Origin of the sequence: Streptomyces ortus (assembly GCF_026341275.1) — a bacterium.
GTDB lineage: Bacteria > Actinomycetota > Actinomycetes > Streptomycetales > Streptomycetaceae > Streptomyces > Streptomyces ortus.
In genome coordinates this window covers 221,577-235,272 of sequence record NZ_JAIFZO010000002.1, presented here as the reverse complement: position 1 = coordinate 235,272, position 13,696 = coordinate 221,577, and the positions used below count along the sequence as shown (strand labels likewise).

12 protein-coding genes are annotated in these 13,696 nt (G+C 71.7%); 8 read left to right on the top strand and 4 right to left on the bottom strand.

Annotated elements, in window-relative coordinates:
• The first annotated feature begins 69 nt into the window (after positions 1 to 69).
• Together K3769_RS03885 and K3769_RS03880 are read left to right on the top strand one after the other, a co-directional pair.
• Positions 70 to 2,841: an MGH1-like glycoside hydrolase domain-containing protein gene (locus K3769_RS03885; protein WP_267025037.1), complete on the top strand. Its 2,772-nt coding sequence runs from the start codon at positions 70 to 72 to the stop codon at positions 2,839 to 2,841.
• Positions 2,838 to 4,337 (top strand): alpha-amylase family protein, encoded by a 1,500-nt coding sequence (locus tag K3769_RS03880; protein ID WP_267025036.1) that lies wholly within the window; start codon positions 2,838 to 2,840, stop codon positions 4,335 to 4,337. The genes K3769_RS03885 and K3769_RS03880 overlap by 4 nt, the downstream gene beginning before the upstream one ends.
• Here the strand turns inward: K3769_RS03880 and K3769_RS03875 are convergent.
• A complete protein-coding gene (locus tag K3769_RS03875) occupies positions 4,328 to 6,070 on the bottom strand; it encodes a SulP family inorganic anion transporter (RefSeq protein WP_267025035.1) in 1,743 nt (580 codons plus the stop codon). The genes K3769_RS03880 and K3769_RS03875 overlap by 10 nt on opposite strands.
• A 143-nt stretch (positions 6,071 to 6,213) precedes the next feature.
• Here K3769_RS03875 and K3769_RS03870 point away from each other — a divergent pair, with 143 nt between their 5' ends.
• The gene (locus K3769_RS03870) at positions 6,214 to 7,611 is read left to right on the top strand and encodes an MFS transporter (RefSeq protein ID WP_267031239.1); all 1,398 of its coding nucleotides are present in this window, start codon (positions 6,214 to 6,216) and stop codon (positions 7,609 to 7,611) included.
• A gap of 163 nt (positions 7,612 to 7,774) precedes the next feature.
• On the opposite strand, the gene K3769_RS03865 is transcribed toward K3769_RS03870, so the two are convergent.
• Positions 7,775 to 8,173, bottom strand: coding sequence for an RDD family protein (locus K3769_RS03865; protein ID WP_267025034.1), 399 nt, complete (start codon positions 8,171 to 8,173; stop codon positions 7,775 to 7,777).
• 60 nt (positions 8,174 to 8,233) lie between these two features.
• On the bottom strand, positions 8,234 to 8,731 hold the full coding sequence (locus tag K3769_RS03860) for a hypothetical protein (RefSeq protein ID WP_267025033.1): 498 nt from the start codon (positions 8,729 to 8,731) through the stop codon (positions 8,234 to 8,236).
• 131 nt (positions 8,732 to 8,862) lie between these two features.
• Between K3769_RS03860 and K3769_RS03855 the strand changes: the two genes are divergently transcribed.
• The 3 genes from K3769_RS03855 (at position 8,863) to K3769_RS03845 (ending at position 11,125) form a co-directional block, all read left to right on the top strand.
• Positions 8,863 to 9,630, top strand: coding sequence for an acyltransferase (locus tag K3769_RS03855; protein ID WP_267025032.1), 768 nt, complete (start codon positions 8,863 to 8,865; stop codon positions 9,628 to 9,630).
• 274 nt (positions 9,631 to 9,904) lie between these two features.
• Positions 9,905 to 10,477 carry a helix-turn-helix domain-containing protein gene (locus K3769_RS03850; protein WP_267025031.1) on the top strand — a complete coding sequence of 191 codons (573 nt, stop codon included), beginning with the start codon at positions 9,905 to 9,907 and terminating at the stop codon, positions 10,475 to 10,477.
• Between the two features lie 90 nt (positions 10,478 to 10,567).
• On the top strand, positions 10,568 to 11,125 hold the full coding sequence (locus K3769_RS03845) for a YbaK/EbsC family protein (protein WP_267025030.1): 558 nt from the start codon (positions 10,568 to 10,570) through the stop codon (positions 11,123 to 11,125).
• Between the two features lie 4 nt (positions 11,126 to 11,129).
• Here the strand turns inward: K3769_RS03845 and K3769_RS03840 are convergent, their stop codons facing one another.
• Positions 11,130 to 12,236, bottom strand: a complete 1,107-nt coding sequence (locus tag K3769_RS03840) for a cation diffusion facilitator family transporter (RefSeq protein WP_267025029.1) — start codon at positions 12,234 to 12,236, stop codon at positions 11,130 to 11,132.
• A 104-nt stretch (positions 12,237 to 12,340) separates the two neighbouring features.
• On the opposite strand from K3769_RS03840, the gene K3769_RS03835 reads away from it, so the two are divergent.
• Both K3769_RS03835 and K3769_RS03830 read left to right on the top strand, forming a co-directional pair.
• Positions 12,341 to 12,700, top strand: coding sequence for an ArsR/SmtB family transcription factor (locus K3769_RS03835; RefSeq protein WP_267025028.1), 360 nt, complete (start codon positions 12,341 to 12,343; stop codon positions 12,698 to 12,700).
• A 191-nt stretch (positions 12,701 to 12,891) separates the two neighbouring features.
• On the top strand, positions 12,892 to 13,689 hold the full coding sequence (locus K3769_RS03830) for a VOC family protein (protein WP_267025027.1): 798 nt from the start codon (positions 12,892 to 12,894) through the stop codon (positions 13,687 to 13,689).
• Positions 13,690 to 13,696: the final 7 nt, after the last annotated feature.

Below are 13,696 nucleotides of genomic sequence, written 5' to 3'. Positions count from 1 at the left end.
GGTGAGGCCCTGTCGGGACGGGCCGGACAGACTGACGCAGCCCCGGTAGGCCTGTCACAGGGAGCCAGGATGAGTGAGCGGACGAGCGGCGAGCGGATCGGTCCGACCGGGGACGACGGAGGCCGATGGCGCCGGTGGGGTCCCTACCTGAGTGAGCGTCAGTGGGGCACCGTCCGGGAGGACTACAGCGACGGCGGCGACGCGTGGTCGTACTTCCCGCACGACCACGCGCGCTCCCGCGCCTACCGGTGGGGTGAGGACGGACTGGGCGGCATCTGCGACGAGAAGCAGCGGCTGTGCCTGGCACTCGCCCTGTGGAACGGCCGCGACCCGATCCTCAAGGAACGCGCCTTCGGCCTCACCAACGGCGAGGGCAACCACGGCGAGGACGTCAAGGAGTACTACTTCTATCTGGACAGCACGCCGAGCCACTCCTACATGAAGTACCTGTACAAGTACCCGCAGGCCGAGTTCCCGTACAACGACCTGGTGGCCGTCAACCGCGAACGCGGTCGCGACGAGTACGAGTACGAACTCCTCGACACCGGGGTCTTCGACGAGAGCCGCTACTTCGACGTGACGGTGGAGTACGCCAAGGCGTCGTCGGACGACGTACTGGCCCGCGTCACCGTCGCCAACCGCGGTCCCGACGAGGCGACGCTGCACGTCCTGCCGACCCTCTGGTTCCGCAACACCTGGTCGTGGCAGAACGGCGACGGTGACCCGAAACCGCGGATGAGCGCGGTCGACGGCCCGCCCGGCACGGCGACGATCCGCGCCGAGCACCCGCGACTCGGCAGCTACGACTGCCGGTTCGGGGCGGGAGCACCCCTGCTGTTCACGGAGAACGAGACGAACGCCGAGCGGCTCTTCGGCCTGCCCAACTCCTCCCCGTACGTCAAGGACGGCATCGGCAGGTACGTGGTGGACGGTGAGCGCGACGCCGTCAACCCGGCGCGGGAGGGCACCAAGGCGGCGGCGCACCACACGCTCACCGTCCCCGCGGGCGGTGCCACGACCTTGCGCCTGAGGATCGCGCCCACGGACGCGCAGCCCTCCGACTCCAGCGGTCCCGACTCCAGAGGTGCCGGCTCCAGAGGTGCCGGCTCCAGCGGTGTCGGCTCCGGCGGTTTCGACGTCCGCGGTTTCGAGGCCGTGTTCGAGGACCGGATCGCCGAAGCCGACGCCTTCTACCGCGAGCTGACTCCCGAGGGCGCCGACGAGGACCGGGCCCGGGTGCAGCGGCAGGCGCTCGCCGGGATGCTCTGGTCGAAGCAGTACTACCTGTTCGACCTGGAGACCTGGCTGGCCGAACACGGCCTGAACCCGTGGAGCATGCCGCGGCCCGGGGTGCGCAACCGCGAGTGGTTCCACATGGTCAGCGACGACATCGTGTCCATGCCCGACAAGTGGGAGTACCCCTGGTTCGCCGCCTGGGACCTGGCGTTCCACACCGTGGCCCTCGCGACCGTGGACGTCCGCTTCGCCAAGGAACAGCTCGAACTGCTCCTCAAGGACACCTTCCTGCACCCCAACGGCCAGATCCCGGCCTACGAGTGGAACTTCGCCGACGTCAACCCGCCGGTGCACGCCTGGGCCGCGTACTTCGTCTATCTGATGGAGGAGCGCACCACGGGGCGTGCCGACCGCGCGTTCCTGGAGCGCGTCTTCCAGAAGCTCCTGACGAACTTCACCTGGTGGGTGAACCGCAAGGACCCGGACGACCGCAACGTCTTCGAGGGCGGTTTCCTCGGCCTCGACAACATCGGCGTCTTCGACCGCAGCGCGCCCCTGCCCACCGGCGGCCGGCTCGAACAGGCCGACGGCACCGCGTGGATGGCCCTGTACTGCCAGGCGATGCTGCAGATCGCCGTGGAACTCGTCGAGCACAATGAGGCGTACGAGGACCTGGTCCTGAAGTTCTTCGAGCACTACCTGTGGATCGCCGCGTCCATGGACCGGGTCGGCGACCTCGGGGACGAACTCTGGGACGAGGAGGACGGGTTCTACTACGACGTCCTGCGGCTGCCCGACGGACAGGCCGTGCGGCTCAAGGTCCGCTCCATGGTCGGACTGCTCCCGCTCTGCGCGGCCACCGTCTTCCGGCCGGCCCAGCTGGCCAGGGTGTCGGGCATCGGCGACCGGCTGCGCCGCTTCGCGGACCGCCACCCCTCGCTCTCGGTGACGCTCACCTCCGTACAGGCGGGTATGGCCGGCGGCCCCCGGCTGCTGTCCGTGGTCGACGAGAAGAAACTGTTCAGGGTGCTCTCCTACCTCCTGTCCGAGGAGGAGTTCCTCAGCCCGTACGGCATCAGGTCCCTCTCCCGCCACCACGCCGAACACCCCTACCGCTTCTGGGTGCGCGGCGAGGAGTACCGGGTCGGCTATCTGCCCGCGGAGTCGGACACGGGGATGTTCGGCGGCAACAGCAACTGGCGCGGGCCCGTGTGGTTCCCGATGAACGCCCTCGTCGTACGGGCCCTGCTCAATCTGTACGGCTTCTACGGCGACGACCTCACCGTGGAGTGTCCGACCGGGTCCGGCGTCCGGATGACCCTCTTCGAGGTCGCCCAGGAGATCTCCGAGCGGCTCACCCGGCTCTTCCTGCGTGGCGAGGACGGACGCAGGCCCGTCCACGGAGGCCAGCGGATCCTCCAGGACGACCCGCACTGGCGGGACCTGATCTCGTTCTACGAGTACTTCCACGGCGACAACGGCGCCGGGATGGGCGCGTCCCACCAGACCGGCTGGACAGGTCTGGTCGCCACACTGATGACGGTCTTCGGCACGCTCACCCCGAACGACTTCCTGACCGACCGCGCCAAGAAGGGCACACCATGAGCGCGATCCCGGCACAACCCGTCGTCCACGAGGTCAACACCCGGGTCTGGCTCCGCGAGATCCAGCGGCGGACCGGCCGCGCCGGGGGACTGGGCGACGTCCCCAAGGACGCGTGGGACGAGGTCACCCCGCACGGCATCGACGCCGTATGGCTCATGGGCGTGTGGGAGCGCAGCCCGCGGGGCCGGGACATCGCGCTGCGGGACCCGTCCCTGCGCGCCGCGTTCACCCGGGCCGTGCCCGACCTCCACGAGGACGAGATCGCCGGATCGCCGTACTGCGTCCGCCGCTACGAGGTCGACGCGGACCTCGGCGGGAGCGCCGGACTCGCCGCCGCGCGCGCCGAACTGGCGAGCAGGGGCATCGGACTGCTCCTCGACCACGTGCCCAACCACGTGGCGCCGGACAGCCCCTGGACGACCGCGCACCCGGAGTACTTCGTCCGGGGGAGCGAGGAGGAACTGCGCCAGGACCCGGCGGCCTACCTCGCGGTGGAGGGCCAGGTCCTCGCCCGTGGCCGGGACCCCTTCTTCTCGCCCTGGGCGGACGTGGTGCAGCTCAACGCCTTCGCACCCGCCCTGCGCGCGGCCACCACGGACGTCCTCATCCGGATCGGCGACCTGTGCGACGGGGTCCGCTGCGACATGGCCATGCTGATGATGAACGACGTCTTCGCCCGGACCTGGGGCGAGCGCGCGGGCGAGCGTCCGGCGGAGGACTTCTGGCCCACCGTCATGTCCGCGGTACGGCGCGCGCATCCCGGCATGATCTTCGCCGCCGAGGCGTACTGGGACCTCGAATGGGACCTGCAGCGGCAGGGCTTCGACTTCTGCTACGACAAACGGCTCTACGACCGCCTGCTGCACGAGAGCCCCGAGTCCGTCCGCGGGCACCTCACGGCGGACGACACCTACCAGCGCAAACTCGTACGGTTCCTGGAGAACCACGACGAGCCACGGGCCGCGTCCACCATGGACCCGGCGAAGGAACGGGCCGCGTCCGTCATGATCGCCACGCTGCCCGGGGCGACCCTGTGGCACGAGGGCCAGTTCACCGGGCGCCGCGTCCAACTGCCGGTCTTCCTGGACCGACGGCCGGACGAGACGCCGGACCTCGCGCTGCGCGCCTTCCACGAGCGGCTGCTCGGCGCGGTCCACCGGAGCGGGATGCGCACCGGACAGTGGCGGCTCCTCGACTGCGAGGGCTGGCCCGACAACTCCTCCCACCGCGATCTGCTCGCCTGGGGCTGGTCGGGCGGGGCGGGCCGCTTCCTGACGGTGGCCAACCTCTCCGGACATCGCGCCCAGGCGAGGATCCGGCTGCCGTGGCCCGAACTCGGCCCCGACGAGTGGACGTTGAGCAGTCTGCTCGACGCCGCCCGGTACCCGCGCTCCGGCGCCGAACTGACCGGTCCCGGCCTCTTCGTCGATCTGGACGCCTGGGACACGCACGTCCTCTCGGTCGGCTCGGCCGACGAGGCGGGCGCTCAGTCCTGAGAGGGCGGCGGCCGGTCCGTCGCCGCCCAGCGTGCACCGGTCTTCTCCCGGTAGGCGGCGACGGCGGCCTCGATGGTGGGGAAGAAGTGCTCCGGATCGATGGTGCGCGTGAGTTCGTACTGCTCGATCTTGCGCCGCACCGGATCCTTGAGCTCGGCGAACACCAGGCTGATGCCCCGCTCGTTGAGCGCCTCGTCCAGCTCCTCCAGTTCGTCGGCTGCCGTGGTGTCCACGTCGGTCACCGGCTCGGCCGCGATCAGCACCCAGACGGGCTGCGGTTCGCCGAGGGCCAGCCGCGTCACCTCGTTGCGGAAGGCCTTGGCGTTGGCGAAGAACAGCGGGCCGTCGAAGCGGTGGATCACCAGACCGGGCAGGTGCTCGGCCTGCGGGTACGAGCGGACGTCGTGGTAGCCCTCAAGCCCCGGCACCCGGCCCAGGACGGTGTTGTACGGCCACCAGGCGCGCCGGAAGACATTGAGGATGGACAGGCCGACGGCGACCGCGATCCCGGGCAGCACACCGAGCAGGGCGACCCCCAGGAAGGCCGCGATCGTCAGCAGGAACTCCGTCTTGCGCTGACGCCACAGCCGTACCGTCCCCGGCAGGTCGGCCAGCGACACCGACGCCGTGATCACGACCGCGGCCAGCGCGGGCTGGGGCAGGTTGCGGAACAGCCCGGGAAGCAGCACCAGCATGAGCACGATCAGGCCGGCCCCGACCACCCCGGTGATCTGGCTCCGGGCGCCCGCCCGTTCGGCCACGGCCGTCCGTGAGCCGCTCGTGCTGACGGGAAAGCCCTGGAACAGACCGGCCGCCACGTTCGCCGCGCCGATCGCGGTCATCTCCTCGTTGCCGCGGATCTCCTGCCCGGTGCGGGTGGCGAACGCCGAGGCGTTGGAGATGGTGTCGGCGAGCGAGACGAGCGCGATGCCCAGCGCGCCGACGAAGAGCGGGCCGAGGTCGTCCCAGCGGATGTCCGGCCAGGTCAGCGGCGGAAAGCCGCGGGGCAGTTCGCCCACCAGGCCGACCCCGTGCCGGTCCAGGTCGAAGAGCGAGGTCGCGGCGATCGCCAGCAGCACCATGACGAGGACCGCCGGCACCTTCGGCAGCCAGTGCTGCAGGACCAGGATCAGCACGATTCCCGTGCCGCCCACCGCCACGGCGGCCGGGACCGCCTTCCCGTCGGCCAGCCCCTGGACGAAGTCACCGACCTCGGCGAGCAGCCCGTCGGCGTCCGTCTTGAACCCGAACAGCTTCGGCAGCTGCCCGATCAGGATGGTGAGGGCCAGGCCGTTCATGTAGCCGATCATGGTGGGCTTGGAGATGAGGTCGGCGATGAAGCCGAGCTTGGCCACCCCCGCCAGGATCGTGATCGCCCCGACCATGAGCGCGAGCATCGAGGCGAGCGCCACGGCACGGGTGCTGTCCCCTCCGGCGACGATCAGGGGCAGCACGGTGGCGGCGATCATCGGGCCCAGCGAGGAGTCCGGGCCGAGCACCAGGATCCGTGACGGGCCGAACACGGCGTAGGCGAGCAGACAGAGCACGGACGTGTACAGGCCGGTGATGGCCGGCAGCCCCGCCAGTTCGGCGTACGCCATGCCCTGCGGTACGAGCAGCGTCGTGAGGACGACGCCCGCGACGACGTCCTTGACCAGCCACTCCCGCCGGTAGGCCAGGAGTGTGCGCAGGCCGGGCGGGACGCTCGCAGCGCTTTTCCTGTCACCTGGCATCGCGGCCCCTCCGCCCCGGTCCCCTCGACCATCGACATTTACCCCGCGGCGCACGAACCCGTCGTCACCTCGCAAGGGTGATGACGGGCGATCAGCCGCCCCGGACGATATCGGCATCCGAGCGTTCGGGAGCCGACATGGCGATGACACCGAAACCCCCCGGAGCGGGGTCCCCGGCCCAGACGTCGCGCCCCGCGCGACGCGTCCTGGCCCCGCTCGCGCTCGCCCAGTTCATCTGCAGCTACGCCGGCTCCAACATGAACGTCATGATCAACGACATCAGCGAGGACCTGGACACCACCGTCCAGGGCGTGCAGACCGTCATCACGGTCTTCCTGCTGACGATGGCTGCGCTGATGATCCCGGGCGGCAAGCTGACCGACCGCTACGGCCGCAAACGCTGCTTCCTCGTCGGCCTCACCGTCTACGGGGTGGGAGCCGTGCTCAGCGCACTCGCTCCGGGCCTGGGGGTCCTCGGCCTCGGCTACTCGATCCTCCAGGGAATCGGCACGGCCCTGCTCATCCCGCCCGTCTACATCCTCACCACGCTCCTGTTCCCCGACGTGACCTCCCGGGCCCGCGCGTTCGGGACCGTCATGGCGCTGGGCGGGATCGGCGCCGCCGCCGGGCCGCTGATCGGGGGGCTCATCACCTCGGCGATCGGCTGGCGGGCCGCCTTCGTCTTCCAGGCGGTGGTGGTCGCACTGATCATCGTGCTGAGCCGCCACGTCAAGGACCCCCTGCCACCGGAGCCGGACCGGCACTTCGACACCGGCGGAGCCGTCCTGTCCGCGGTGGGCCTGGTCCTCGTCGTCATGGGCATCCTGGCCGCCGACGACAACGGCTGGCTGATGGCGGGCCTGCTGGTGCTCGGCGCGCTCGTCCTGGTGTGGCTCTTCCGCTGGGTGCGCGCGAAGGAACGGTCCGGGCGGGAACCGTTGTTCTCGACGAGCCTGTTCCACGACCGTACGTCCAACCTCGGGCTCGTCACCCAGCACGCCCAGTGGCTGATGCTGATGGGGGTGTCGTTCGTGGTGGCCGCGTATCTGCAGGTGGTGCGCGGGTACGACGCGATAGAGACCGGGGCGATCTTCACCGCGGCCACCCTCGGCATCCTCACGGCCTCGCTCGCCGCCGAGCGTCTGGTGAAGCGGTGGGCGCAGCGGACGCTCATCGTCGTGGGCTTCTGCGTCACGATCTGCGGGATCGCTCTGCTCATCGTGCTGGCCTCCGGCTCGCCGAGCGTCTGGGCTTTCACCCCCGGTCTGCTCCTCATCGGCCTCGGGCTCGGCGTGATGCTCACCCCGTCGGTCAACGTCGTCCAGTCGAGCTTCGGTGAGGAGCGGCAGGGCGAGATCTCGGGGCTGTCCCGCAGTGTGTCGAACCTCGGCTCGTCGCTCGGCACGGCGATCGCCGGCACGATCCTGGTCGCCGACCCCGCGGCCGGGCCGTACGCCGTGTCGCTGGGCGTACTGGCCTTCGTGGGCCTGGGCGGACTCGGCGCCGCGGCCCTGCTGCCCCGGCAGCCGACCGGCCCGTAGACACGCTCGTACCGGGCCGTAGACCCTCTTACCGGACTACCGGACTACCGGACTACCGGACTGCCGGACTGCCGGACTGCCGGACTGCCGGACTGCCGGACTGCCGGACTGCCGGACTGCCGGACTGCCGGACTACCGGTCCTCGGACCCTCGTACGGGTCCGTCACCTGCCGTGGTGGCGGACTGCGGTGGCGAGGACGAGGTCATGGACCGACGCACGGTGCCCGCTCACCGGAATCCACAGCAGCCCCAGGGGGAACACCAGGCACAGCGCGGCGCGTGAGAGGGCGCGGAGGACGCCCAGCGGCCGGCCCGAGCGGGCGGTGACGCGCAGGCCCAGCAGCCGGTCGCCCACGGTGCTGCCGGTCATCACCCAGCTGCCGGCGAGGTAGAGCACGGCGATGGTCCAGCCGCACAGCCCGGAGAGCCAGGCCGGCGGGTCGGGCAGCCGGAACGGCGGTCCGGTGACGACCAGCCGCAGGGCACCGGCCCCGAGCCGCGCGGCGAGTCCGAGCCCGGCGACCACGAACGCGTCGACCAGGCTCGCCAGGGTGCGTGACACGAGTCCTGCGGCCTCCTCCGGCGGGCCCGCAGCCCGCTCCGCCCCCGTCATGGTGCCCCGTCACCGAGCCTGCTCGCGGGACGGGCCGGCCACCGAAACGGGACCCTGACCCTGTTCCTGTCCTTGGTCCTGCCCCCGTTCCTGATCCGTGTCGGGTCTGCGCAGGAGGCGGTCGGCGATGCGGTCCACCATCCGGTCGGCCCGCATGCTCCGGGCCCGGAGCCCGCGGACGGTCTCGTCGGCCAGTCCGCCCCCGGTGTCGCGGACGATCCGGCCGAGGTCGATCTCCTCCAGCACGTCCTTGGTGAGGACGGCCAGATCGATACGGGCGAGCACGGCGTCGAGATCCAGCCGGGACGCGATCAGGTCGACGTCGACGCGCTCGGCGACCCGGTTCACGTCCACGCGGGACACGAGCTCGTCCAGGTCCAGCCGGTCGACGACCGCGGCCGTCAGCCCGCGGATCAGCGCGTCGGTGGCGTCGGCGGCGGCCCCCACGGCGAACCGCGCGAGGCGTTCCGCGGTGTCGAAGGGATGAAGAACGCGGTGCCAGGTCATGGTGACAGCGCACCTCCGACGGGGTGCGGGCGCATCATCCGCTGCGGGTGAACCGCAGGTCGACGGCGGTGGGGCGAAGATCACAGGCCGGCGAACTCTTGGGCGGACGGGACGCTGAGTACGGTGTGCGGGTGCCCAAGAGCAGGAACACGTTCTCGTCCCGGCGGAGCCGCCTCGTCCAGCGGGCCGTCCATGCGGGCTGGGCCTGGGTGCAGCGGACCGGCGCGGTGACGGCCGAGCGGCCGGGACGGCTGCGGTTCGGCGCGATGGGCGCGGGCACCAGGCTGGCCTTCCCGCAGGGCACGGTGTTCGGCGAGCCGTGGATCCACCTGGGCGACCACTGCATCATCGGCGAACAGGTCACGCTGACCGCCGGGTTGATGCCGGATCTCGACCTCGGCGCCGAGCCCATACTGCGGGTCGGCAACGGTGTCGTCCTGGGGCGCGGCAGCCATGTCATCGCCGACACGACGGTCACGATCGGCAGCGACTGCTACTTCGGGCCGTATGTGTACGTGACGTCCACGAACCACTCGTACGACGATCCGCAGGTGCCCATCGGCAAGCAGTGGCCGCGGATGGAGCCGGTGGAGATCGGCCCCGGCTGCTGGATCGGCACCGGGGCGGTGATTCTGCCGGGGGCGCGCATCGGACGGAACGTGGTGGTGGCGGCCGGAGCGGTGGTACGCGGGGTGGTTCCCGACCACGCGGTGGTGGCCGGGGCGCCGGCCCGCGTGGTCCGCAGCTGGACCCCGGCCGAAGGCTGGCAGCCCCCGCTGCGCACCCCGGCCCCGACCCCGATCCCCGACGACATCACCCCGGAACAACTGCTGGCCCTGGCCGAACTGGACGCGAAGAGCCTCGAAGCCCTGAGAGCGACGGAGAACGCCCACGAGTAAGGGGCGCGGGGAACTGCGCACGCCGGCCCCGACGTGCCCGCGCCCATCGACGGGCCTGTGGTGTGGCCCCGTAAGGGGCGCGGGGAACTGCGCACGCCGGCCCCGACGTGCCCGCGCCCATCGACGGGCCTGAGGTGTGGCCCCGTAAGGGGCGGGGGAACTGCGCACCCCCGCCCCGGCGCGCCCGCACCCCAGTACAGTTCGGTGGACAATCCGGTGCACCCCACCGCAGTTCAGTTCACCAGACTCTGTCATCCATGATATTGGACGGAATGTGTCGGACCTCGACCTCCTGACCCAGTCACTGGCGCGCAACGTCAAGCGATGGCGCACCGAGCGCGGCTTCACCCTCGACGCCCTCGCCGCCCGCGCCGGGGTCAGCCGCGGCATGCTCATCCAGATCGAGCAGGCCCGCACCAACCCCAGCCTCGGCACCGTCGTCAAGATCGGCGACGCGCTCGGCATCAGCGTCACCACCCTGCTCGACTACGAGCAGGGCCCGAAGGTCCGGATCGTCCCGGCGGAGCAGGCCGTACGGCTCTGGCACACCGACGCAGGCAGCTACAACCGGCTCCTCGCGGGCACCGAGGCACCCGGCCCGCTGGAGATGTGGGACTGGCGGCTGATGCCGGGCGAGGGCAGCCCCTCGGACCCGCACCCCACGGGCACGGTCGAACTCCTCCACGTCACGAAGGGCGAACTGGCGCTCACCGTCGACGGCACGGAGTACCGCGTCCCGGCCGGTTCCAGCGCCTCCTTCGAGGCCAACACCCCCCACACGTACGCCAACGCGGGAGACGTACCCGCGGAGATGATCATGGCGGTGTCGGTCCCCGGCGTGCACTGAGGCGCTGCACCGACGCCCTGCGCGGACCCCCCCGGAAGGGGTGGCCGAGGCACTGGGCGGGGCCGTTCGCGCGGCTGTTAGCGTGCCGTCATGCGCGCACCCATCGGACACTTCGACGACGTCTCGCCCGCCACCGAACGCCTCGACGTGCTGACCCGCCCGGTCGCCGACGCCGTACGCGACTGGCACGGCGGCGTCCCCGCCGAGCAGATCGTGTACGTCGACACCGAGCCCGAATGGGCCGACACCGCCACGTTCCTCGAACACTACGGTCCGGAACTCCTGGACAGGTCGGCGAACTGCGTGGTCGTCGCCGGCAAGCGCGGCGGGGAGACCACGCTCGCCGCCTGCGTGGTGCTGTCCGCCACCCGCGTCGACGTGAACGGCGTGGTCCGGCGGCAACTCGGCGCACGCAAGGCGTCGTTCGCGTCGATGGACACGGCGACCGGTGAGACCGGCATGGAGTACGGCGGCATCACCCCGGTCGGACTGCCCGCACACTGGCCGGTGTTGGTGGACTCGGCCGTCGTCGACCTGCCGTACGTGCTGGTGGGCAGCGGCCGGCGGCGCGGAAAGCTGATCCTGCCCGGCAAGGCCTTCGCCGAGCTGCCGAACGCCGTGGTCCTGGAGGGGCTCGGGAACGCCTGACCGCTCAGGCCGGCCCCGGCGCATGGTGGGCCAGCGCCAGGTGGGGGTCCGGCTCGCCCGGCGCGGGCGACGGGTCGGCGTGCACCAGGGCCGCGGTGAGCCCCGGTACGGCGTGCAGGAGGGCGTGTTCGGCCGCGACCGCCACCCGGTGGGCCGCGCGGACGCTGGACTCCCCGTCGACGACCACGGCCACCTCGGCGCGCAGCCGGTGGCCGATCCAGCGCAGCCGCAGTTCGCCGACCCCGCGCACGCCCGGCACCTCCCTCAACGCCCGCTCGGCCGCGTCGAGCAGGGCCGGGTCGACCGCGTCCATGACCCGGCGGAACACCTCGCGCGCGGCGTCCCGCAGCACCAGCAGCAGGGCCGCCGTGATCACCAGTCCGACCACCGGGTCCTCGAGCTGCCAGCCGATCGCCGCGCCGCCCGCGCCCAGCAGCACGGCGAGCGAGGTGAAGCCGTCCGTCCGCGCGTGGAGCCCGTCCGCGACCAGCGCCGCCGAGCCGATCGCGCGGCCGACGCGGATGCGGTAGCGGGCCACCCACTCGTTGCCCGCGAAGCCGATGACGGCCGCGGCGGCGACCACCGGCAGCCGCTCGACGGGGTGCGGATCGAGCAGCCGGTCGATCGCCGTCCAGCCCGCGAAGACCGCGGAGGCCGCGATCGTCAGCACGATCACGAGTCCCGCCAGGTCCTCGGCGCGGCCGTATCCGTACGTGAACCGGCGGTCGGCCGCCCGCCGCCCCAGCACGAAGGCGATGCCGAGCGGTACGGCCGTGAGCGCGTCCGCCGCGTTGTGCACGGTGTCGCCCAGCAGCGCCACCGAGCCGGAGAGGGCGACGACGACCGCCTGGACCGCGGCGGTCGCGCCGAGGACGGCCAGCGAGATCCAGAGCGTACGGATACCGCGGGCGGACGACTCCAGGGCGGGGTCGACCTTGTCGCCGCTCGTGTGGGAGTGCGGGGTGAGGAGGTGGGCCAACCGGTGCCGGAGCCCGCGCTCCGGCCGGGACGGACCCCCGGAGCGGCGCCCGTGCTCGTGCCCATGTGGATGCCTGTGCCCATGGTCATGCCCGTGTTCTCCGTCGTGCCCGACGCCGTGCTCGGTGCTCACCAGGTCCCCTTTCCGGGATGCCCCTGCGGATGTCCGTGCGTCTGTCCCGGCGGATGTCCGTGAACGAGGTGGACTCGACCGCCTAACCGAGCCATTATGTGCGTATGAGCGCACGCATGCACCTGTCACCTGCGCACGATGAGCATCCGCGTACACCGGGCGAGGAGCAGTTCGCCCTCGCCGCCGAACTTCTCGCCCTCCTGGGTGATCGCACCCGTCTCGTCCTGCTGCACGCCCTGGCCGAGGGCGGGGCGGACGTCACGACCCTCACGGAGCGGTGCGGGGCCGCCCGCCCGGCGGTCAGCCAGCACCTGGCGAGGCTGCGGCTCGCGGGGCTCGTCAACACACGCAAGGAGGGCCGCCGGATGATCTATTCGCTGCGGGACGGGCATCTGCGGCGCGTCGTGGACGAGGCGCTGAATCTGGCCGACCACCGGCTGAGCGACAGGCCGGCGCACGATTGAGGGGTCCTGGGCACCGGTTTGTTTCGGGTGGGGGCGCCGGGTACTCGGGGCGTGGGACCCCGCTCGCCTCCGGGCGAAGGAGGCGCGAGAGGGGGATGCTGAGGAAGACGGCACCGCGGCCCGGCCCGTGCTTCCGACCGCTGTCGGGTGTCCGTCCCCTCCCCTCGGTACGACTCAGGAACGGTACTGCCATGAACAGCGACGCAAGTGTCCGCAGCGACGTCGTCTCCAGCCACTCGGTCGCGGGAGCCCCGTGCTGGGTCAGTCTCACGGCGCGCGACCAGCAGGCCGCCGAGGACTTCTACCAGGCGGTGCTCGGGTGGCGGTTCCGGACGACCGCGCTGATGGACCGGTTCCGGATCGCCTACGCGGACGGGGTGCCGGTCGCGGGCGTCGCGGCCGTGGCCACGACGTGGCAGATGGCGGTCGCCTGGACCCCTTACTTCGCGGTGGACAGCGCCGACGAGGCGGTGGCCCGGGGCCAGGAGCGCGGCGGTACGGCGGCGGTCGGCCCCATCGGCTTCCCGCCCGGCCGGGCGGCCCTGCTGGCGGACCGCGACGGAGCGGTCTTCGGCATCTGGGAGGGCCAGCTCGTCGCCGGCTGGGAGACCTGGCGCCGGGCCGCCCCCGCCTTCCTGCGCCTGCACACGCGCAACGCCTTCGACGCCGCGATGTTCTACGGCGAGGTGCTGGAGTGGGCGACCTCGCGGCCCGGCTGCTGCGAGGTGCACTACGACGGTGACGAGGTCGTCCTGCGCAGCGACGGCGACGTGGTGGCCCGTATCCACTCCGGCGCGGTGGAGGCCGCCCCCGATCCCACGATCCGGCCCCACTGGCAGGTCCACTTCGCGGTCACGGACGTCGAGGCCTGTGTCGACGCGGCGCTGAAGCACGGCGGTACGGTCCGGGACGGCGCGACCACCACGGAGGCGGTGCTGAGGGATCCCGACGGGGCCCAGTTCACGGTGACGTCGAAACCGCAGGCCTGAGGAGGCG